General features: G+C 69.5%; 23 protein-coding genes. 14 read left to right on the forward strand and 9 right to left on the reverse strand.

The window, feature by feature from the left end; translation table 11 throughout:
• Position 1: 1 nt before the first annotated feature.
• The gene (locus V4F39_RS01025) at positions 2-934 is read right to left on the reverse strand and encodes a helix-turn-helix transcriptional regulator (RefSeq protein ID WP_332287366.1); all 933 of its coding nucleotides are present in this window, start codon (positions 932-934) and stop codon (positions 2-4) included.
• 132 nt (positions 935-1,066) lie between these two features.
• On the opposite strand from V4F39_RS01025, the gene V4F39_RS01030 reads away from it, so the two are divergent.
• From V4F39_RS01030 to V4F39_RS01040, 3 genes are all read left to right on the forward strand, one after another.
• Complete coding sequence (locus V4F39_RS01030) at positions 1,067-1,603, forward strand: carboxymuconolactone decarboxylase family protein (protein ID WP_332287367.1); 537 nt, start codon at positions 1,067-1,069, stop codon at positions 1,601-1,603.
• A gap of 111 nt (positions 1,604-1,714) precedes the next feature.
• Complete coding sequence (locus tag V4F39_RS01035) at positions 1,715-2,290, forward strand: carboxymuconolactone decarboxylase family protein (RefSeq protein WP_332287368.1); 576 nt, start codon at positions 1,715-1,717, stop codon at positions 2,288-2,290.
• The gene (locus V4F39_RS01040) at positions 2,287-3,108 is read left to right on the forward strand and encodes an amidohydrolase family protein (RefSeq protein ID WP_332287369.1); all 822 of its coding nucleotides are present in this window, start codon (positions 2,287-2,289) and stop codon (positions 3,106-3,108) included. Before V4F39_RS01035 ends, V4F39_RS01040 begins: the two co-directional genes overlap by 4 nt.
• Before the next feature lie 10 nt (positions 3,109-3,118).
• On the opposite strand, the gene V4F39_RS01045 is transcribed toward V4F39_RS01040, so the two are convergent.
• Together V4F39_RS01045 and V4F39_RS01050 are read right to left on the reverse strand one after the other, a co-directional pair.
• The gene (locus V4F39_RS01045) at positions 3,119-3,577 is read right to left on the reverse strand and encodes a hypothetical protein (protein ID WP_332287370.1); all 459 of its coding nucleotides are present in this window, start codon (positions 3,575-3,577) and stop codon (positions 3,119-3,121) included.
• Positions 3,578-3,589: 12 nt separating this feature from the next.
• Positions 3,590-4,192: a Gfo/Idh/MocA family protein gene (locus V4F39_RS01050; protein ID WP_332287371.1), complete on the reverse strand. Its 603-nt coding sequence runs from the start codon at positions 4,190-4,192 to the stop codon at positions 3,590-3,592.
• Positions 4,193-4,306: 114 nt separating this feature from the next.
• Here V4F39_RS01050 and V4F39_RS01055 point away from each other — a divergent pair, with 114 nt between their 5' ends.
• Positions 4,307-5,305, forward strand: a complete 999-nt coding sequence (locus tag V4F39_RS01055) for a Bug family tripartite tricarboxylate transporter substrate binding protein (protein WP_332287372.1) — start codon at positions 4,307-4,309, stop codon at positions 5,303-5,305.
• On the opposite strand, the gene V4F39_RS01060 is transcribed toward V4F39_RS01055, so the two are convergent.
• A complete protein-coding gene (locus V4F39_RS01060; RefSeq protein ID WP_332287373.1) occupies positions 5,274-6,200 on the reverse strand; it encodes a LysR family transcriptional regulator in 927 nt (308 codons plus the stop codon). The two genes, V4F39_RS01055 and V4F39_RS01060, sit on opposite strands and share 32 nt — an antisense overlap.
• Before the next feature lie 150 nt (positions 6,201-6,350).
• On the opposite strand from V4F39_RS01060, the gene V4F39_RS01065 reads away from it, so the two are divergent.
• Genes V4F39_RS01065 through V4F39_RS01080 form a run of 4 tightly spaced genes read left to right on the forward strand, consistent with a single transcriptional unit; the run spans position 6,351 to position 10,141 of the window.
• Positions 6,351-7,283 (forward strand): dihydrodipicolinate synthase family protein, encoded by a 933-nt coding sequence (locus V4F39_RS01065; RefSeq protein ID WP_332287374.1) that lies wholly within the window; start codon positions 6,351-6,353, stop codon positions 7,281-7,283.
• Between the two features lie 11 nt (positions 7,284-7,294).
• On the forward strand, positions 7,295-8,260 hold the full coding sequence (locus V4F39_RS01070) for a Bug family tripartite tricarboxylate transporter substrate binding protein (protein WP_332287375.1): 966 nt from the start codon (positions 7,295-7,297) through the stop codon (positions 8,258-8,260).
• Positions 8,250-8,945, forward strand: coding sequence for an SDR family NAD(P)-dependent oxidoreductase (locus tag V4F39_RS01075; RefSeq protein WP_332287376.1), 696 nt, complete (start codon positions 8,250-8,252; stop codon positions 8,943-8,945). Before V4F39_RS01070 ends, V4F39_RS01075 begins: the two co-directional genes overlap by 11 nt.
• A 29-nt stretch (positions 8,946-8,974) precedes the next feature.
• Positions 8,975-10,141 (forward strand): mandelate racemase/muconate lactonizing enzyme family protein, encoded by a 1,167-nt coding sequence (locus V4F39_RS01080; RefSeq protein WP_332287377.1) that lies wholly within the window; start codon positions 8,975-8,977, stop codon positions 10,139-10,141.
• 22 nt (positions 10,142-10,163) lie between these two features.
• Here the strand turns inward: V4F39_RS01080 and V4F39_RS01085 are convergent, their stop codons facing one another.
• Positions 10,164-10,934 carry an SDR family NAD(P)-dependent oxidoreductase gene (locus tag V4F39_RS01085; RefSeq protein ID WP_332287378.1) on the reverse strand — a complete coding sequence of 257 codons (771 nt, stop codon included), beginning with the start codon at positions 10,932-10,934 and terminating at the stop codon, positions 10,164-10,166.
• A gap of 118 nt (positions 10,935-11,052) precedes the next feature.
• Between V4F39_RS01085 and V4F39_RS01090 the strand changes: the two genes are divergently transcribed.
• A complete protein-coding gene (locus V4F39_RS01090) occupies positions 11,053-12,105 on the forward strand; it encodes a LysR family transcriptional regulator (protein ID WP_332287379.1) in 1,053 nt (350 codons plus the stop codon).
• Here V4F39_RS01090 and V4F39_RS01095 read toward each other — a convergent pair.
• From V4F39_RS01095 to V4F39_RS01105, 3 genes are all read right to left on the reverse strand, one after another.
• Positions 11,994-12,605, reverse strand: a complete 612-nt coding sequence (locus tag V4F39_RS01095; protein ID WP_332287380.1) for a glutathione S-transferase family protein — start codon at positions 12,603-12,605, stop codon at positions 11,994-11,996. The two genes, V4F39_RS01090 and V4F39_RS01095, sit on opposite strands and share 112 nt — an antisense overlap.
• Positions 12,606-12,622: 17 nt before the next feature.
• A complete protein-coding gene (locus V4F39_RS01100) occupies positions 12,623-13,855 on the reverse strand; it encodes a CaiB/BaiF CoA transferase family protein (RefSeq protein WP_332287381.1) in 1,233 nt (410 codons plus the stop codon).
• A gap of 115 nt (positions 13,856-13,970) precedes the next feature.
• Entirely contained in the window at positions 13,971-14,876 is a 906-nt protein-coding gene (locus V4F39_RS01105) for a LysR family transcriptional regulator (RefSeq protein ID WP_332287382.1), read from the reverse strand.
• Between the two features lie 126 nt (positions 14,877-15,002).
• On the opposite strand from V4F39_RS01105, the gene V4F39_RS01110 reads away from it, so the two are divergent.
• Genes V4F39_RS01110 through V4F39_RS01120 form a run of 3 tightly spaced genes read left to right on the forward strand, consistent with a single transcriptional unit; the run spans position 15,003 to position 16,538 of the window.
• A complete protein-coding gene (locus V4F39_RS01110; protein WP_332287383.1) occupies positions 15,003-15,680 on the forward strand; it encodes a type 1 glutamine amidotransferase domain-containing protein in 678 nt (225 codons plus the stop codon).
• The gene (locus tag V4F39_RS01115; RefSeq protein WP_332287384.1) at positions 15,677-15,988 is read left to right on the forward strand and encodes a putative quinol monooxygenase; all 312 of its coding nucleotides are present in this window, start codon (positions 15,677-15,679) and stop codon (positions 15,986-15,988) included. The genes V4F39_RS01110 and V4F39_RS01115 overlap by 4 nt, the downstream gene beginning before the upstream one ends.
• A gap of 40 nt (positions 15,989-16,028) precedes the next feature.
• Entirely contained in the window at positions 16,029-16,538 is a 510-nt protein-coding gene (locus tag V4F39_RS01120; protein WP_332287385.1) for a hypothetical protein, read from the forward strand.
• 307 nt (positions 16,539-16,845) lie between these two features.
• Here V4F39_RS01120 and V4F39_RS01125 read toward each other — a convergent pair whose 3' ends face one another.
• Entirely contained in the window at positions 16,846-17,949 is a 1,104-nt protein-coding gene (locus V4F39_RS01125; RefSeq protein WP_332287386.1) for an alpha/beta hydrolase, read from the reverse strand.
• Between the two features lie 932 nt (positions 17,950-18,881).
• On the opposite strand from V4F39_RS01125, the gene V4F39_RS01130 reads away from it, so the two are divergent.
• The gene (locus V4F39_RS01130) at positions 18,882-20,048 is read left to right on the forward strand and encodes a dsDNA nuclease domain-containing protein (RefSeq protein WP_332287387.1); all 1,167 of its coding nucleotides are present in this window, start codon (positions 18,882-18,884) and stop codon (positions 20,046-20,048) included.
• Entirely contained in the window at positions 20,045-20,554 is a 510-nt protein-coding gene (locus V4F39_RS01135; RefSeq protein WP_332287388.1) for a hypothetical protein, read from the forward strand. Before V4F39_RS01130 ends, V4F39_RS01135 begins: the two co-directional genes overlap by 4 nt.
• Positions 20,555-20,613: the final 59 nt, after the last annotated feature.

The following is a 20,613-nucleotide window of genomic DNA, read 5'->3' on the forward strand; positions in this document are numbered from 1 at the left end:
CTCAACGCCGCGCTTTGCCGCCGCCGGACGGCCCGACCACTTTGTGCACCGGCGCCTGCTGCGGTGCCGGCTCGTCCGCCGGCCGGGCGCGCCACGCGGCCGGCGTGAGCTGGGTCTCGCGCTTGAAGGCCCGCTGGAACGCCGCCTCGGACGCATAGCCCACCGCCTCGCCGATCGCGGCGACCGACTCGTGCGTGTCGCGCAGGCGGCGCGCCGCCTCGGCCATGCGCACGGCCGTCAGGAAGGCCGCCGGCGACACGCTGGCCGCGGCCTGGAAGGTGCGGATCAGCGACGAGCGCGACAGGTGGGCACGCTCTGCCATGTCCTCGATCGACCATGCGCCGCCGGGCTCGGCCAGCACGCCCAGCACCACGCCCTGCAGCCGCGGATGGGCCGCCAGCGCCAGCAGCCCCGGCGCCGGCTCGGGGCCGTGCACCGCGCCGCGCAGCGACAGGCCGAAGAGCGCGGCGGACAGGTGGCGCAGCACGCCGGCGCTGCCGGGCGGCAGCGTGTCGGTCTCCGCCTTCAGCAGCGCGACCAGCGTCGCGCGGCGGCCGGCCTGCGCATCGTCCGTGCCCGCCGCACGCACGACGATCAGCGGCGGCAGCAGCGTGCGGAACAGCGCCCAGGCCGCGGTCGAGACGATGAAGCGGCCGCACAGCAGGCCGCCCGCGTCGGCGGCGCCGGCCTGCCGCAGGCGGTGCGCGCCGCCGGCCGTGAGCAGCGCCACGTCGCCCGGGCCCAGCGGGGTCGGCGGCAGCCCCGGCCCGTCGATCACGGCCGTGCCGGCCAGCAGCACGTGGTAGGGCATCTCGCGCTCGGCCCGCGCCGCTTCGTCGATCTGCCAGCCGGGGGCCAGCTCACAGCGCACGTCGAGCCGGCCATCCACGGCGGCCAGGTCCAGCAGGCGGTCGAGCAGGTCCGTCGGGGCCATCGAAGGGGATCGGGTCAGGTTGGAACGAACGGGCATGACGCTGCGCCGAACGGGCATTCGCACGCGCGGCGCGGATTTCTACAGTGGCTGCACCGCCCATCGCGGCGCTTTCGAAACCCACCGGAGTTGACCATGTCCCGCCTTCCCACCCTCCCCCTCGCCGACGCCCCCGAGGCCGCGCGCCCGCTCTTCGAGCAGATCCGCCGCGCGGCCGGCATGGTGCCCAATGCCTACGCCGCGATCGGCGCCCACAGCCCGGCCGCGCTCGCGCTGATGCTCGGCGGCGACGGCGCACTGGCACGCGGCACGCTGTCGAAGGCCGACATCGAGGCCGTGCGGCTGGCCATCAGCGCGCAGAACGGCTGCGACTACTGCGTCGCCGCGCACTCGATGCTGGCCGGCAAGGCCGGCCTGAAGCCCGAGGCCCTGCACGCGCTGCGCACGGGCGAGCCGACGGGCGACGAGCGCCGCGACGCGCTGGTGCACTTCGCACGCGCCACCGCCGGCACACGCGGCACGGTGCCCGAAGCCGAGCTGCAGGCCGTGCTCGCCGCCGGCTTCACGCCCGCGCAGGTGACGGACACGCTGCTGGTGATCTCGCTCATCACCTTCACCAACCTCTTCAACCGCGTGAACGACACGGTGATCGACTTTCCGACGCCGGCATGAGCACCGGCGCGCCTTGACCCCACCGGCATAGCAGCGATGCCGGCCCGGGCGCTGGCAGGCGGCAGGGGCGGCCTTTAAGCTCGGCCTCCGCCGAGAAGGAGACCTCCGCCCATGCCGCGCATCACGCTGCCCCACCCCGACACCATGACCCCCGAGCAACGGCGGGTGCACGACAGCATCGTTTCCGGCCCGCGCGGCCGCATCCAGGGGCCGCTGCGCGCAGCGCTGCACAACCCCGAGCTGGCCGAACGCTGGTCGGCGCTCGGCGAGCTGCTGCGCTACCGCACGCTGCTGAGCCGCCGCCAGGCCGAGCTCGCAATCCTCGTGACCGGCCGCGCCAGCCAGTCGCCCTTCGAGTGGTACGCGCACCGGCTCGAGGCGGAGAAGGCCGGCATCGACGCGCCCACCATCGACGCGCTGCTGGCGCTGGAGGTGCCCGAAGGCCTGGACGACACCGACACCGTGATCGTGCAGGTGGCGTACGAGCTGAAGCGCACGCATTCGATCTCCGACGCCACCTACGCGCGCGCGCTCGAGCTGCTGGGCGAACGGATGCTGGTCGAGCTGACCGCGCTGGTCGGCTACTACACGATGGTCGCGATGACGCTCAATGCGCACGAGATCCCGCTGCCCGAAGGCGTGACGCCGGCCTTCCCGCTGCCGCAGCACCAGCAGGACGGCGCATGAGTGCCCCGAAGCCGGCGGGCGGTTGGGACTGCCACGCCCACCTCTTTGGTCCGTACGAGCGCTACCCGCTCGCGCCGGACCGCAGCTACACGCCGCCCGAGGCGGTCGAGGCGCAGTACCTCACGCTGCTCGGCCGCCTGGGCCTGGACCATGGCGTGCTGGTGCACCCCAGCGCCTACGGCGAGGACTACAGGCTGCTGTTCGACGCGCTGGCCGCGCAGCCGCGGTGGCGGGGCGTGATCGTCGCCCGCCCCGGCACGCTGCCGACGCTGAAGGGCCTGCGCGAACGCGGCGTGCGTGCCGCGCGCTACAGCCACCGCAGCGGCGCCGGCGCCAACTTCGCCGGCAGCGCCTCGTTCGAAGACCTGCGCTCGATGGCCCCCGCGCTGGCCGATGCCGGCCTGCACGCCGAGCTGTGGACCGACTGCCAGGCCCTGCCCGACATCGCCGAGGCGATCGTCGCGCTGCCGGTGCCGGTGGTCATCGATCACATGGGCGGCTTCGACGTGGACGCCGGCGTGAACGACACCGGCTTCCTCACGTTGCTGTCGCTGCTCGAAACCGGCCACGTGTACGTCAAGCTGTGCGTCTACCGCAACCTGCTGAAGGCCGCCGGCCTCGACGCCGGCCGCCCCTTCCAGGCCGCGATGCTGCGGGCCAACCCCGATCGGCTCGTCTGGGGCAGCGACTGGCCCCACCTGCGCGTGGAGCCCGCGCCCGACGCCGCGCAGCTGCTGGCCTGGATGAAGAACGGCGTGGCCGACGAGGCGCTGGTGCGCCGCATCCTGGTCGACAACCCGCAGCGGCTGTACGCCTAGCCGGTTGGGCTCAGGCCGGCGAGACGGCCTGCAGTTCCACCTCGCGCCCCGTGCGGGCGCTCTCGGCCAGCGCCTCCAGCGTGGCCGCGATGTCCAGGCTGGCCGCGGCCGCACGCCCGATGGCGTCGACGTCGCGCGCATGCACCACCCGGGCGAACGCCTCGACCGCGAAGCGGAAGCCGCTGCCGGTGCCGGCATCCAGGTCCTCGAACGGGATGGTGTTGAACACCCCGCGGCGCACGCGCAGCCGGCTGGGCAGGTAACCGTACGGGTGGCCGCCCGCCTGCGCGCTGGTGTGGTTGAGGTACTCGGTCTCGATCGTGCCCCGGGTGCAGGCGATGGTGGCGTAGCGGTGGGTGGCAGCGTCCATCGCGCACGACATCTGTGCGCAGCGGCCGTCGGCGTAGTGCAGCGTCGCGGCCATGCCGATGTCGACGCCGGTGTCGGCCCAGCGCGCGTCGGCGCGCACGCGCTGCGGTGCTCAGCCCATCACCAGGCGGATCAGGCTCAGCGGGTAGCTGCCCGCGTCCAGCAGCGCACCGCCGCCCAGGTCCGCCTGCATGCGGATGTTGGCCTGCGGGTTGCCGAGCGTGAAGCCGAAGCCGGCATGCACCGAGCGGACCTCGCCGACCTCGCCGCCCTGCAGCAGCGACAGCATCCGGCCCGTCTGCGGCTGGAAGTAGTACGGATACGCCTCCAGCAGCAGGACGCCGTGGCGCTGCGCGGCATCGAACATCGCACGGGCCTGCGCCAGGCCGGTGGCGAGCGGCTTCTCGCACAGCACGTGCTTGCCGGCCTCGGCCGCCTTGATCGCCCATTCGGCGTGCAGGCTGTTGGGCAGCGGCAGGTAGACGACGTCGACCTCGGGATCGGCCAACAGGGCCTCGTAGCTGCCGTGGTGGCGGCCGATGCCCTGCGCGGCGGCGAAGGCGGCGGCCGTCTCGGCGTTGCGGCTGGCCACGGCCACGATGCGTGCGGCCGGGCTGGGTGCCACGTCGCGCGTGAACTGCCGCGCGATGTTGGCGCAGCCGAGGATGCCGATGCGGATCGGGGGCGGGGCGGAAAAGCGGGTGTTCTTCTTCATCCGACGAGCCTAACCCAGCCCAGGCCGGGCCTGCGGTTTTCCCTGAGCCGCAAGCTGTTCCGGGAGATGGCGCCGAGGCGCAAAGTACAGCTCTCACGAGACCGGAGACGAGACATGATCCCACCCCTGTGGACAAGACGCGGCGCCCTCGCACATGCGGCAGGCCTCGGGCTGGCGGGCATGTGGCCGGCAGCCCTGCTGGCCCAGGCCGGGGCGTGGCCGTCGAAGAGCGTCCGGTTCGTCGTGCCCTTCGCGCCGGGCGGCAGCTCGGAGATCGTCGCGCGGTCGGCCGCGGCCGAGATGAGCAAGCTGCTCGGCCAGAGCGTGTTCGTCGACAACAAGCCCGGCGGGGCCGGCAACGTGGCGATGCAGGAGGTGGCCCGGGCCACCGACCAGCACACGGTGATCCTGGGGCACATCGGCACGCTGGCGGTCAACCCCTTCATCTTCGACAAGCTGCCCTACGACGCCAACAAGGATTTCAAGCCGGTCTCGCTGCTCGCGAAGGTGCCGAGCCTCTACCTGGTCAACAACGACGTGCCGGCGAAGAACCTGAAGGAGTTCATCGCACTGGCCAAGTCGAAGCCGGGCCGGCTGAACTACGGCTCGGCCGGCAACGGCAGCGCCGGGCACCTCGCCTTCGAGTACCTGAAGATGGAGACCGGCACGTTCATCACGCACGTGCCCTACCGGGGCACCGGGCCGCAGCTGACGGACCTGCTGGCCGGCCGGCTGGACGCGGCCTCGGTGGGTGCCCCCGCGGTGCTGCAGTTCATCAAGACGGGCAAGCTGCGCTGCATCGCCACCGGCACGCCCCAGCGCATCCCCCAGCTGCCCGACGTGCCGACCGTGGCCGAACAGGGCTTCCCCGGCTTCGAGATGACGCAGTGGTACGGCCTGCTCGCGCCTGCCTCGCTGCCGCAGCAGTTCATCGACGTGCTGGCCGCCGCCGCGGCCAAGGCCGTCACCTCGCCGTCGGCGGTGGAGATGCTCAGCAAGGAGGCGGCCATCGCCGTGGGGAGCACACCGGCCGAGTTCGCGAGGTTCATCGCGACGGAGCAGAAGCGCTGGCAGCCGGTGCTCAAGCGTGCGCAGGTGAAGCCCGACAACTGAGCTGCGCGGCCGCGCTCCACAGCGCCTCGGCCGCCCGCGGCAGCGCGGCCTGGCCGCGGAAGAGGCGGATCTCCACCTCGACCGCCCATTCGCTGCCGCCGGCCTCCAGCAGCCGGCCGGCGTCCAGCTCGTCACGGATCAGACTCGCGGGCAGCCAGGCGATGCCGCGGCCATCGAGCGCCATCGTCTTCAGCACCGAGGCCAGGTGCGCGGTGAACACCGGCTCGGCCTGGGCCTGGTCCAGCAGGGCGCCGCGCATCGCCCGCACCACGCGGCCGATGCCCGACTCCGCGCTGTAGGCCAGCACGGGCACGCGGGCCTGGCCGGGCGGTGAGAGCCGGTGCAGCGGCGCGCCGCCGGGCCCCGGCGCCGACACCGGCAGCAGCGTGTCGCTGCCGACCCGCACCGAGCGGTACGCCGCCGGATCCAGCCGGCCCGGCACCCGTTCGTGCCAGTGCGACAGCACGAACTGCACGCGGCCCTGCAGCAGCAGCGTCTCGCACTGCTGCAGCACATCGGACACCAGCTGCACCGGCCCGACCGTCGTGTGCGATTCCAGGCTGCGCAGCCATGACGGCAGGAAGGTGAACGACAGCGCGTGCGTCGACGCCAGGCGCAGCGTGGCCGAGCTGGCATCGGCCACCGCGCGGGCCTCGTCGGGCACACGCGCCACGCGCGCGAGGATCTCCTGCGCCACCGTGCGGAACCATTCACCGGTGTCGGTCAGCGTCGCAGGGTGCGAGCCGCGGTCGATCAGCACGACGCCCAGCCACTCCTCCAGCGCACGGATGCGGCGGCTGAAGGCCGGCTGCGTCATGTGGCGCTCTTCGGCCGCGCGGGAGAAGTTGCCGCTGGCCGCCAGTGCCAGGAAGTCTTCGAGCCACGAGAGGTTCATGGGCGGTGCTTCAGGGTCGGTGCTTTGCGGGCATGCAAGCAGAAAAAACGGGCATTGGCCTTCGGCGATCCCGGCGGCCATCATTCCTTCACCGATGACGCCGGGCCGGAAGCTTCCCCGGGGGCGGCATTGTCAACCCAGGAGACATTCGTGCCCACGATCCAGAACTACCGCGGCATCATCCCCGCCATCGCCTGCCCTTTCACACCCGACCACCAGATCGACGAGCCCGCGCTGCGCCGGCTGGCCAGCTGGCTGGCCCGGCAGCCCGGCGTGGTAGCGGTGATGACCAACGGCCATACCGGTGAAGTCTTCTCACTCACGCCGCGCGAGCGCGCCCAGGTCACCCGCATCGTGGCCGACGAGCTGAAGGGCAAGTTGCCGGTGATCTCGTCGATCGTCTGCGAAGGGCTGAAGGACGCGCAGGAGCACGCGGCGCTGGCCCGTGAGGCCGGCGCGCAGGCACTCGACGTGATGCCGCCGCACCACTGGCTGCGCTTCGGCTTCCGCCCCGACCACGTCACCGACTACTTCGCCGCGATCGCCGAGATCGGGCTCGACCTGGTGGCGCACGTGTACCCGGCGTGGACGCGGGCCTCGTACTCGTCGGCCACGCTGGCCGCGCTGGCGAAGCTGCCCTACGTGCAGGCCTTCAAGGTGGGCCAGCGCGACATGAACCGCTACGCGGCCGACATCAAGGCCATTCGCGACGCCGATCCGTCCAAGGCCATCCTGACCTGCCACGACGAATACCTGCTCGCGACGATGGTCCAGGGCGTGGACGGCGCGCTGGTGGGCTTCGCGACCTTCATCCCCGGACTGATCAACGACCTGTGGGAAGCGGTGAAGGCCGGCGACCTGAAGCGTGCGATGCAGGTGCAGTCGGTGATCACGCCGCTGAAGGACGCGGTGTACGGCGGTGGCGAGCCCACCGGCGAGGCGCATGCGCGCATGAAGGCCGGCATGTACCTGGCCGGCGTGATCGACGACGCCACCGTGCGGCCGCCGACCGAGGCGCCGAACGAAGCCGAGATGGCCGCGCTGCGCGAGGCGGTGAAGCAGGCCGGCCTGCTGAAGCGTTGAAGGAGGCCACCATGATTCGCAGGCACTTCGTGCGCGCGGCTGCGGCCGCAGCGATGCTGGCGGCCGGCACCGCCGCCATGGCCAACGGCTACCCCAACAAGCCGGTCACCTTCATCATCCCGTTCCCGCCGGGCGGCACGCTCGACGTGGTGGGCCGCCAGCTCGCGCAGAAGCTGGGGGAGCAGATGGGGCAGACCTTCATCGTCGACAACCGCCCCGGCGGGGCCGGCACCATCGGCGCGATCCTGGTCCAGAAGGCGGCGCCCGACGGCTACACGCTGCTGTTCAGCCCGTCGACGCTCACGACCACGCCGATGACGATGAAGGCCACGCCGTACGACGTGGTGAAGGACTTCGCGCCGGTGGCGCTGGTGGCCAAGGCGCCGCTGGCGATCGCGGTCAACAAGAACCTGCCGATCACCGACGTGCCCAGCCTGATCGCGCATGCCAAGGCCAACCCGGGCAAGCTGAGCTTCGCGATCGGCTCGACCGGCTCGGCCGGGCACCTGTCGACCGAGCTGCTGCGCCGGGCGAGCGGGATCGAATACCTGATCGTGCCTTACAAGGGTTCGGCGCCGGCCTATCAAGACCTGATCGGCGGGCAGATCGACGGCTTCATCGACCCCATCCTCGGCTCGGCGCCGTTCGCCAAGGCGGGGCAGCTGAAGGTGATCGGCGTGACGTCCAAGGCGCGCCTGCCCAGCCTGCCCGACGTGCCGGCCGTGAGCGAGACCGTGCCCGGCTATGAGTTCTACAGCTGGTACGGCCTGTGGGGCCCGGCCAAGCTGCCGGCAGAGATCGCGCAGCGGCTGAACACCGAGGTCAACAAGGCGCTGGCCGGCGAGATGAAGGCCAAGCTCGAACAGCAGGGCCTGCTGCTCACACCGGGCTCGATCGACGACTTCGTGCACTTCCAGCGCGACGACATGCTGCGCGCCGGGAAGATCATCACCGAGGGGAAGATCCGTGCCGAGTGAAGCGACGGCCGTCGTCACCGGCAGCAGTTCGGGCATCGGCCTGGCCATCGCCGAGCGGCTGCTGGCCGACGGCTGGCATGTGAAGGGCTTCGACGTGAGCCCTGCGCGCATCGCGCACGCATGCTTCGAGGCGGTGCAGGTCGACCTGACCGACGGCGCCGCCACCGAGGCCGCGGCGCAGGCGGCGGCCGAGGCCTCGGCGCTGGTGCACGCGGCCGGCGTGCTGCGCGTGGGCCCGTTGGGCGCGCTGCAACCGGCCGACGCCGAGCTGATGTGGCGCCTGCACGTGGACGCGGTGACGCGCATCGCCAACGTGCTGCTGCCAGCCATGGCCGCGCGCGGCGAAGGCCGGGTGGTGCTGCTCGGCAGCCGCGTGGCGCAGGGCAAGGCCGGGCGCAGCCTCTATGCCGGCACCAAGGCGGCGCTGATCGCGCTGGCACGCAGCTGGGCGGCCGAGGTGGTGGCGTCGGGCGTCACCGTCAACGTGGTGTCGCCCGCGGCGACGCAGACGGCGATGCTCGACGACCCGGCGCGCCAGGCGGCCGCGCCGCAGCTGCCGCCCCTAGGCCGGCTCATCCGGCCCGACGAGGTGGCCGCGCTGGCGAGCTTCCTGCTGTCCCCGCCGGCCGCGGCCATCACGGGACAGGACATCCAGATCTGCGGCGGCGCCTCCTTGGCCCGCTGATTCCATCGACTCCACTCACCGGGAACACCATGAAGATCGTCGACATCGTCGAAACTACCCGACCCATCCAATCCAACATCCGCAACGCGTACATCGACTTCTCGAAGATGACGCTGAGCCTCGTCGCCGTAGTGACCGACGTGGTGCGCGACGGCAAGCGCGTGGTGGGCTACGGCTTCAATTCGAACGGCCGCTACGGCCAGGGCGCGCTGATGCGCGAGCGCTTCCTGCCGCGCCTCCTTGAGGCCGATCCGGCGACGCTGCTCGACGCCGAGCGCGACAACCTCGACCCGCACAAGGTGTGGGCCACGATGATGACCAACGAGAAGCCCGGCGGCCACGGCGAGCGCTCGGTGGCGGTGGGCACCATCGACATGGCGGTGTGGGACGCGGTGGCCAAGATCGAGGGCAAGCCGCTCTTCCAGCTGCTGGCCGAGCGTTATGGCACCGGCACGCCGAACCGCAAGGTGTTCGTCTACGCGGCCGGCGGCTACTACTGGCCGGGCCAGGGCATCGAAGGGCTGGAGCGCGAGATGCGCAGCTACCTCGACCGCGGCTACTCGGTGGTGAAGAAGAAGATCGGCGGCGCCTCGCTGGCCGAGGATTGCAAGCGCATCGAGGCGGTGCTGAAGCTGCTGGGGCCAGGGCAGAAGCTGGCCGTGGATGCCAACGGCCGCTTCGACCTGAAGACGGCGATCGAGTACGCGAAGGCGCTGTCGCAGTACGACCTTTTCTGGTACGAAGAGGCCGGCGACCCGCTCGACTACGCGCTGCAGGCCGAGCTGGCGAACCACTACGCCGGGCCCATGGCCACCGGCGAGAACCTCTTCTCGATGCAGGACGCGCGCAACCTCATCCGCTACGGCGGCATGCGGCCCGATCGCGACTGGCTGCAGTTCGATTGCGCGCTCAGCTACGGTCTCGTCGAATACCTGCGCACGCTGGAGATGCTGAAGGAGAATGGCTGGTCGCCGTCGCGCTGCGTGCCGCACGGCGGCCACCAGATGTCGCTGGCCATCGCGGCCGGCCTGGGTCTGGGCGGCAACGAGTCGTACCCCGACCTGTTCCAGCCCTACGGCGGCTTCCCCGACGGCGTGAAGGTGGACAACAGCCACGTGCTGCTGCCCGAGCTGCCGGGCATCGGCTTCGAGGGCAAGGCCGACCTGTACGCCGAGATGAAGGCGCTGGCGGCGTAGGCCGCCGGGCGCCCGGCCTGCGTCACAGCATCATTCCGCCCGAGACCTCGATGCGCTGGCCGGTGATCCAGCCGTTGCCTTCCGAGAGCAGCGCCGCCACCGCGCCGCCGATGTCGTCGGGCATGCCCACGCGGCCCAGCGCGGTGACAGCCGCGATCTGCGCGTTGACCTGCGCGTTGTCGCGCACGGTGCCGCCGCCGAAGTCGGTCTCGATCGCGCCGGGCGCCACGGTGTTGACCGTGATGCCGCGCGGCGCCAGCTCCTTGGCCATGTAGCGCGTCAGCACCTCGATGCCGCCCTTCATCGCGGCATAGGCCGCGTAGCCCGGCAGCGTGAAGCGGGCCAGGCCGCTCGAGGTGTTGAGGATGCGGCCGCCGTCGGCCACCAGCGGCAGCAGCTTCTGCGTGAGGAAGAAGGTGCCCTTGAGGTGGATGGCCGCCAGCTGGTCGAACTGCGCCTCGGTCGTCTCGGCAAACGAAGCGTGCACGCCGACGCCGGCGTTGTTGACGAGGTGGTCGAAGCTGCTGCGCTGCCAGGTATCGGCCAGCGCCTGCTTCACCCGGCCGGCAAAGGCCTCGAACGAGGCGCTGTCGCCGACGTCGAGCTGCAGCGCCACGGCGCGACGGCCCAGTGCCTCGATCTCGCGCACCGCGGCGTGGGCGTCGGCTTCGTTGCGCTGGTAGGTCAGGATCACGTCGCTGCCCTGGCGGGCCAGGTGCACGGCGATGTTGCGGCCAAGGCCCCGGCTGCCGCCGGTGACGAGTGCGATGCGGGGGGTGGTGGATGCAGTCATGTCGGTCTCCAGAAGAAGGGGTGGAACGGAAGCGATGAAGAGACTTTAGGTGTTCCTCTCTTCGACATAAATCACTCCGATCGACTCACACTGTTTCTCCATGCAGGACAATCAGCGCATGGAACTGCATGAACTGCGCGTTTTTGCGCTCGTCGCCGAACTGGGCAGCTTCACCCGCGCGGCCGAGCAGCTCGGCATGGCCAAGGGCCGCGTCTCCGCCACGGTGCAGCAGCTCGAAGCCCGGCTGGGTACGCGGCTGCTGATGCGCACCACGCGGCAGGTCAGGCTCACGCCCGACGGCGAGCAGTTCCTCGACCGGTGCAAGGAGCTGCTGGCCGATGCGGAGCAGATGCAGGCGATGTTCCAGCCCGCCGCGAGCGGCCTGCGCGGGCGCGTGCGCATCGACCTGCCCACCTCGCTGGCGCGTGAACTCATCATTCCGCGGCTGCCCGAGTTCCTGGCCGCGCACCCGCTGCTGGAGGTGGGCCTCAGCACGACGGACCGGAAGGTCGACCTGGTGCAGGAAGGTTTCGACTGCGTGCTGCGCATCGGCCAGCTCGCCGATTCGGAGCTGGTGGCCCGCCCGCTCGGCCACTTCGCGATGAGCAACCTGGCCAGCCCGGCCTACCTGCAGGCGCACGGCACGCCGCGCACGCTGGCCGACCTGGCGCAGCACCGCATCGTCCACTACGCCGCGAAGCTGGGCACGCAGGGGGCAGGCTGGGAGTACGAGGAAGGTGGCGCGAGGCGCCTGCTGCCGATGCGCAGCGCCGTGGTGGTCAACGGCATCGATGCCTACGAGGCGGCCTGCCTGGCCGGGCTGGGCCTGGTGCAGTCACCCACGCACGGCGCGCGGCGCCTGCTCGATGCCGGCCGGCTGGTGGCGGTGCTGCCCGAGTACACCGCGCCGCCGATGCCAGTGTCGCTGCTGTACGCACACCGGCGCCAGCTCGCGCCGCGCGTGCAGGCGGTGCTGAACTGGATCGCCGGCGTGGTGCAGCCCTACCTGGCCGGCCCGCGCAATGCGCCGGTCGCCAAGCCTCGGCGCACGCGCGCCGCTCAGCCGTCGGCCGGCGCCGTGGCGACGAAGGAAGGCCGCGCGTTGACTTCAGCGGCCCAGCCCGCCAGCCGCGGGGCCAGCGCGCGCCAGCCGAAGGCGTCGAAGCGGTAGTCGAGGTAGCCGAGCGCGCAGCCCAGTGCCACGTGGCCGATGCCGAAGGGCACCGCGGCCAGCGCGGCGGCCTCGCCGTCCAGCAACTGCAGCGTGGCGCGGGTCTTCAGGTCGAACGCATCGAGCAGCGCCGGCAGCGGCACTTCGCGCTCGCGCTCGTTGCGCCAGAGGATCAGCGCATCGAGCAGGCCGTCGCCCAGCGCATGCCAGCGCAGCGCCTGCCACCGGGCATCGCCCTCGGCCGGGAACAGGCGGCTGCCGCTTTCGGCCAGGGTGTCGAGGTACTCGCAGATCACCGCCGAATCGAACAGCGTGCGGCCGTCGTCGAGCACCAGCGTCGGGATCTTCGACAGCGGGTTGTCGGCCATGATGGCCGGGTTGGGCTTGAGCATCGCCGCCACCGAGCGGATCAGCTCGATGCGCGGCAGCAGGCCCCGCTCGTGCGCGCAGACCATCACCTTGCGCACGTAGGGCGACTTGGGGGACCAGTGGAGTTTCATCGTCGCAGTGTCCGTGTTCATCCGATCACGCCGGCCTGGCGCAGCGCGGCGATGTCGGCGGTGCCGTAGCCCAGCTTCTCCAGGATCTCGTCGCTGTGCTGGCCCAGCAGCGGCGGCGCGTCGCAGGTGGGCAGCTGCGCCTCGGCGAAGCGCATCGGGCTCGCGACCTGCGGCACGTCGACCCCGCTGGGGTGCGGCACGTGCTTCAGCATGCCGCGCGCCACCACCTGCGGATCGCGGAACACATCGGCCACCGAGTTGATGGCGCCGCACGGCACGCCGGCCTTGTCGAGCGCGGCGATGAGGTCTTCGCGCTGCCAGCCGGCGAAGGCCTCGCGCAGCAGCGGCGCCAGCTCGCCGATGTGGCGCACGCGCTGGGCATTGGTGGCGTAGCGCTCGTCGGTTGCCCATTCGGCACGGCCCAGCACATCGCACAGCTTGGCGAACTGGCCGTCGTTGCCCACGACGAGGATCACGTCGCCGTCGGCGCAGCCGAACACGTCCTGCGGCTGGATGTTGGGGTGCGCGTTGCCGTTGCGCTGCGGCACCTTGCCGGAGACGAGGAAGTTCATTGCCTGGTTGGCGAGCGAAGCCACCTGCACGTCGAGCATGCCGATGTCGATCGCGTCGCCGCGGCCCGTCTGGTCGCGGCGGGCCAGCGCGGCCAGCACGGCCACGGCGGTGTACATGCCGGTCATCAGGTCGACGATGGGCACGCCCACCTTCTGCGGGCCGCCGCCGGGCCGGCCGTCGCGCTCGCCGGTCACGCTCATCAGCCCGCCCATGGCCTGGATCAGGAAGTCGTAGGCCGGCTGGTCGCGGCGCGGGCCGGTCTGGCCGAAGCCGGTGACGGAGCAGTAGATGAGCCGCGGGTTGATCTTGCGCAGCGAGGCCTCGTCGAGCCCGTAGCGTTCGAGCGTGCCGGCCTTGTAGTTCTCCAGCACGATGTCGCATTCCATCGCCAGCTCGCGCACGATGCGCTGGCCTTCGGGCTTGTCGAGGCTGACGGTGATGGAGCGTTTGCCGCGGTTCACGGCCAGGTAGTAGCCGGCTTCCTTCGTGTCGCGGCCCTCGGCGTCCTTCAGGAAGGGCGGGCCCCAGCTGCGCGTGTCGTCGCCGGCGCCCGGGCGCTCGACCTTGATGACCTCGGCCCCCAGGTCGGCGAGGATCTGGCCGGCCCAGGGCGCGGCGAGGATGCGGCTCAGGTCCAGCACCTTCACATGCGACAAGGGAGCTTGGGCGGGGTTCATCAGGAAAGCCTTTCTTGCGGATCGCTGGGGCAACTGTAGGGATGCCGCGGCGCCCTGGCTACCAGCCGGGCGGCAAGGCTGGCATGAGCCGAGGCGCATACCGTGCCCGCACCGATCACGCCCCGTCGTGCTGCGTGTCCGCCAGTAAAAAATCGCGCAGCAGGCGCGCGCTGGGCCCGATGCGCCGGCCGTGCACCAGGTAGATATCGAGCGGCGCGGTCTCCAGCTCCGGCAGCAGGCGCACCAATTCGCCCGCTGCGAGCGGCGCCGCGGCGTCGTAGGCCGGCAGGCGGGCCACGCCTTCGCCGGCCAGCACGAAGGCCAGGCGCGAGGCCGCGCTGTCGGTGACCACGTCGCCCTGCACCGCGACCTCGACCGCCTGCCCGCCAAGCATGGCGGTGAACGAGCGCTGCGTGGGCGGGTAGACCACCCAGCGTTGCTGCGCGAGATCCGCCACCGTCGCCGGGGCGCGGTGGCGGCGCAGGTAGGCCGGCGATGCGCACAGCATCGTCGGCTCGCGCACCAGGCGGCGCGCCACCAGGTCCGAATCGGCCAGCGGGCCGGCCCGCACGGCCAGCTCGATGCCCTGCTGCACCAGGTCGACGTTGGCATCGTTCATCGCCAGGTGCAGGCGGATGGCCGGGTAGCGCCGGCGGAACGCCAGCAACGCCGGCAGGATGCGCTGGTTGCCGAAATGGTGGGAGCAGGTGATGCGCACTTCGCCGCGCGGCTCGGCGCGCAGCAGCTCCATGCCGCGGATGCCGTCGTGCGCCTCGTCGAGCAGGCGCTCGCAGTGCACGCGGAACGCCTCGCCCGCCGGCGTCAGGCTGAAGCTGCGCGTGCTGCGCTGCGCCAGCGGCATGCCAAGCTTGGTCTCCAGCACCCGGACATGGTGGCTCACCACCGCGCGGCTCAAGCCCAGTGCGCGGGCCCCTGCCGCGAAGCTGCCGGCGCGCACGACGGTGGCGAAGACCGCCATCGACCGCAGCTCGTCGAGGATGGGGGACGGGTTCGGGCTCATCCCGTCATTGTCAAATCTGGTGAGCCAATCAGTCAACACGGACCCACCTACCCGGACCGACCTTCGCGTCCTAAGCTTCCTTTCACTCGGGAGCCACCGAGTTCTTCGACCCCAAAGGAGTAAGTCATGAGTGTCAAGCATGTTCTGTTCGTTGTGACAAACGCCGCCGCGATCGGCCCCCACCAGCGCGCCACCGGGTTCTTTTTCCCCGAGATCGCCCACCCGTTCGAAGCGCTCGACAAGGCCGGCATCGCCGTCGAGTACGCGACGCTCCAGGGCGGCAAGCCGCCGGAAGACGGCTTCGATGCCGCCGACCCGGTGCAGGCCGAGTTCCTGGCGAGCGCTTCGTACCGCCGCATGGCGCACAGCCGCAAGCTGTCGGAGGTGGACGTGCTGGACTACGACGCCGTCTTCTTCCCGGGCGGCCTGGGCCCGATGGTCGACATCGCCCGCAACCCACAGGTGCAGGCGGCCGTGCGGCGCGCCTGGGACGGCGGCAAGGTCGTGGCCGCCGTGTGCCACGGCCCGTCGGCGCTGCTCGGCGTGACGCTTGCCGACGGCACGCCGCTGGTGCGCGGCCGCCGGGTCGCCGGCTTCTCGACGGCCGAGGAAGACGGCTATGCCCGCGCCGACGTGCCGTTCGACCTGGAGAGCGCGCTGCGCGAGGAAGGCGCGCGCTACGAATCGGCGCCGCCGTGGCAGCCCAAGCTGGCGGTCGATGGCCGGCTGATCACCGGCCAGAACCCGGCATCGGGCAGCCTGGTCGGCGAAGCGATCGTCGAAGCCCTGAGGCAGCCCGCGTGACGGCCGCGCCTGCACCGATCGTGGTGGTAGCCCGCTGGCAGGTGCGCAGCGGTGCCCTCGGCGATGTGCTCAGCCACGTCGCCGAGCTTCGCCAGGCGTCGCTGGCCGAGCCGGGCTGCCTGGGCTATGAAGTGTTCCAGTCCGCCGATGCGTCTGGCACGCTGCTGCTGCTCGAACACTACCGCGACGACGATGCGCTGGAGGCGCACCGGCATTCAGCGCACTACCGGGCGTGGGTGGTGGATCGCATCCTGCCGCTGCTGGCGGTGCGGGTGGTCGAGGTCCTTCGGCCCCGCGATGCCGCGTAGGGCGGGCGGCGGCCGGCCCTGTGCTGCAATGGTGCCCTCCATGCACCTGCCCCGCCGATTCGACGACGCCCTGATGCACCCGCCCGAGGCCGGCGGCGCCGGGGATGCATCGCTGCTGGCATCGCTGCGGACCTGGTGCGAGGGCGGCGCCTCCTCGGTGCCGGCGGAGCCGCTGCGCATCGCCAGCATGGCGCCGCACGCCGGCTTGGATGCCGCGGCGTGCGTGCTGGATGGCAGCGACGAACTGGCGCGCCTGGGCCGCTGGCGCGGGCTGCTGTGGCGCCTGCAGATTCTGTGGCGGGAACAGGGGGCGGGGCCGGGCGCGCACCCCGGCGACCCCTGGGATTGCGGCTGGTGGCGGCAAGGCCCGCTGGGGCCCGCCGCAGCGTTCCGGCCGCGCCGGCCCACGCTGTTGATGCTTCGTGAACCGGAGCCTGGCGCCGCCGCGGCGCTGATGGATACCTTGCGCGCGAGCAGTGCGGCCTATGCCAGGCCGTTGCGGGTGCTGGTGGTGTCGGCTGCGCCGTGGGCGGGGATGGAGCGGCTGTAAACGAGCGCTCGCCACGTCGCGCGTGTAATGCTTTTGGTGTGGTGGCGGCTTAAGGCTGGCTGCAGGCGCTCAGATTTCTGGGGCCGGCGTCGGCGATCACCGAAACCGGCCGCTCAGGATTCGATGGGCCAGCGGACCGCTGTGGTCAGTTTCCCGCCTTTCGTCCCGAGACTTATGGGTGCGCGGTCGGCCGCCAAGAAACCGAGTCTAGCGACCGCTCTCGTGTTCCACGAAGTGGCGCTGCCGACCCTTAAGAGACATACGCAATCCTTATCTCGGCGCCGCGAAGCGGCCGGTCGAATACTGGTCAGTACCCCAACCGGACGATGCCGTTGCTGACCCCGTTCACCTTGGCGTCGCGCAGCCACTGAACGGTGACGTCGTACACGAGCTGACGGTTCTTCTCCCACATCGCGTTGTGCGACGAGCAAGCCAGATCCACCAGAACCTTGTTCTCACTGCCCAGGTCCTGGAGCAGTTCCCCGACACGCGCCGGCGGTACTTGCACGTCATGCTCGCCGGTGATCATCAGGTAGGGCGCCTTGAAAGACGCGACGGTCACTTGGTTGAAACCCCAGGTCGGAACGTTTGGCGCTCGCCGCGCACCTTCACCCCATTTCGCACCCACGGGATCGGACTCGAGCATCTCGTCAAAGATCTTCGTCGCTGCCGCTGGGTCGTATTGATTGGAGCAGCCCACCTGACGGTCCCAGTTGGCAATGAAGTCCTTACGCGATTGCATCGACATCACCCCGTTATTCAAGGTGGGCAGAGGATCGGGTTGTGTTCCCAGGCCGGTGCGGTTGTAAGCCGGCGCGAGCACGACGATGCGGTCGACCTTGGTCGGCTGCAACGCAGCGTAGCCCGTGACGCGCGGTCCGCCCTGGGACCAAGCCACCAGCGAGACGCGATCCACGCCGCGCAGACGCCGAACGTAATCCACAACCGCGCCGAGGTCGTTCCAGTCAGAGGTCATCGTGGTGATCGGGGATCGATAAGTCGGTTGGCAAGGCGCTGGCACATAGCCCGCCTGCTGTGCACTCGCGATATTGCAGGGGTCGCTCATCGGCGCCGGCCGGGTGGAACCGCCGTACCCCGTCATGCTGACGGAGAACACGTCAAAGCCGGCACTCGCCACTGCGCGCATCCAGCTGTAGTCGTCCATTCGCGAGTCGAACGAAACCTCGGCGGGCGTTCCGGAACCGTGGACGAACACGACCACCGGCGGGGCAGAGGCGCCTTCAGGCTTGATCTCGCGCACATACAGCTGCGCGGTTTGCCCGGTCATGGACGGCGCGGTCGAAGTGACCGCAACGCTGTGCTCCGACCTTTGCAGGTCGTCGGAATCCGATGAGCCGCCGCAGCCGGCTATGGCCGCGGACGTTAATGCTGCTAGAACCACTCGAAACATGGTTGTCTCCTTGAATAACGTCTATGTCAATGACCGGCGGCTAGCAGTGAAGCTCTTTGCTCCGGCTGTGCTTGCAGATCGGGCTGATCGCCCTGCATGTGAGCGTCGGACGGAGGCTCCAGGCGGTGCTCGAGTAGCAACATTGCCGCAGCCAGCTTGTACGCTCATGCAGAGAAGAATTGCAATAGGTGGCGAAGAGCGTTTCAACTGCGCTGCCTACGTGCCTCGCGTCGCCCAAGCGCGATCCGGTTCAGCAGTGCTCACCGCGTAGCGGCATGGCTCGCATGCTTGCACATGCTCCTCTGGATTTCCAAGTTCTCGCATGCACTCGGTGCTCGAACTCGGTCGTGAGGTTTGCCCGCTGAACCCTGACGAGACGCACAAGAGTTGGCGCCCTTCTTGATCCAAAACTTGCCCGCGCCCGGAGAAGGCTACGCCTGTAAGCAGACGTTCCTACTGCACCGCTCGTGGCCGGGTTCGGGTCTTCACAACCGCACCCGACAGCTGTCAGTCGCGGCCTGATGGCTTGGCGCGGCTGCGCCGCGGGGACTCGTCCCTAAGTTGGAGGCCAGCTAACCGCAGCGACAGCTTCCGGGAACAGTCGGCCAGGAACCGCTGGTCGCGGCGGCCGGCCCGGCGACCGGTCCAGGCTGGAAGCGGTCGCTCTCGCTCCCCGAGCCTGAGGCAGAACTGCATGCGACGACGGGTGAGTCCCGGCAAACGTCGGTCGCCACTAGGTAGCTGTATATTTATACAGCATGCAACTTCTCTCCACATCCCATCGAAGCGGCCATGCCGGCGCGGTGCAGGGCTGGCCTGAGGACGTGCCATGCCGGGTCCCCCGCCGAATGAGTGATATGCCTCAGGGGCGTCAACGCATAAACCTGTTACAAAAGGCGCCCGCGAAATCCGGGGGGAGCAAAACGATAGCCATGGACATCATCCATGAGAAGGCGCCACGCGAAACTGTTGGCCGAGACACCATGGTGCGGTTCCGGATGCAGTTTCAAGCGGCTGCATTCGCGGCGCTCGAAATTCTGAGCGGCAAAGAAGTCGACCGCGTCTACTGCGACTACCACGACGACTTCGTTGTGCGCAGAACTGTTGCCGGCGTTGTCGAGTACCACTTCTTCCAGGTCAAGACCAAAGGCCGGGCTAACCAGCAATGGGACGTCGACGGAGTCTTTTCTCTAAAGAAGACCGGGGACCTTGATACACCCGAAAAGTTGGAGGCGATCCGCAGCAGCATCGCTGGGAAGCTGTTCGTTCACACGGTTGAGTTCGGCGAGCAGTGCCGTGCGGTCACCGTCCTTAGCAACGTACACTTCAGGGATGAGGTTTATGACCTTGTCGCGGACCTAGCTGCGGGCACGTCCAGCAAGAAGTACGTCCGTCAGCTCATAGAGAAGTTCGCGGCCATCGTTTCACCCGGCAAGGTGTTGTCGGCTGAGCAGGTCGAAGCGGCTCGAAAAAAGCTAACGTTGCAGCCCAATGTTCAGTATATCGGCGACACCCTCGAAGCCTTCGGTGTTGCCGCCCATAACGCCATCTGGAACCACTCCGAGATTGAGCTTCATCAGCATGAGGTGGAGCGAATCGCCAAGAGTCTGGTGGCGCTAGTCGAAGAGAAATCCTGTGCGTCGATCAGCGGCTTGTCCAAAGCTGACATCGACTTGACAACTGGAGTCGGTCTAGATGACCTGCTTCGGGTCCTGAGCATCTCGACTCAGGTGTACCAGACGCTGCGGCAAGGCGGTGACCCTGCGGCAATCAAGACCGCATCGATCCTTCAGCGGAAGCTGAAAGAGGCAGGCACCCCGGACACATTGATCGAGTCCGCTTCCCGGGCGAAGGTCTCCTGGGATGTCTGGATGAGAAACGCCCGTCATACGTTCCCCGACTTCACTTTGAACGTGCTGCTCGAGGAAATTGACAAGAAGTGCAGGGCTTGGCTGCTGGGTGGTGGCGCCCTCGCCGACTTAGAGAAATGCATCACAGAGCTCAGGGAATCACCCATCGGCAAGCAGTTTCCTGCGCTCGACGTTGACCTGCTGTTCGGCGCGCTTTGTGCCGCCATCGTGAGGAGGGCAGCGCGGTGAGCTCGACTGAGTTCTTCAGCGAAGCCAGGCGGCTCGGCCTGAAGCTGAACCTGTCTGGCGAAGGCTCTTCGCCGGCGCACACCCTCGACAACGAGGCCTTGTTCCAGTTGCCCTTGCTTGCCATGACCATCCTGGCCATCTGCAAGGGGCGGTCGAAGCCTGAGCTGCCCGAGATTGGCCAGCTAGTTGGCGAGTGCCTTGAACGGACCGTGGCTGGGTTTAAAGGGTCCTCACAGGCCATCGGGTGGTCCGGCAACTTGCGCATTCGGACGATCAAGGCCTTGACGTTCTTGGAGTCGACAGGGCAGGTCGTTATAGACAGGGCGACCCGCGAAGTCTCTGCCACCGACTTGGGCAAAAAGGTCTACACGGGCGCTGTGGAAGGGGAGAGTCTGCTTGCTCACTCCATGAGAACTATCGAGCTCAGCTACCAGAACATCAGGGATGAAGCTCGCATCAGAGGGGAAGTGAAGCGCCCCGGAGTTCGCGGAGGCCAGTTGCTTTGAGTCAGACGTTGATCGCGGCCTGACCAGCGCGGTTGGAATGGTATCGGTCCTCGAACTCG

Source organism: Aquincola agrisoli, from assembly GCF_036621135.1.
GTDB classification, from domain to species: Bacteria; Pseudomonadota; Gammaproteobacteria; order Burkholderiales; family Burkholderiaceae_C; genus Aquincola; species Aquincola agrisoli.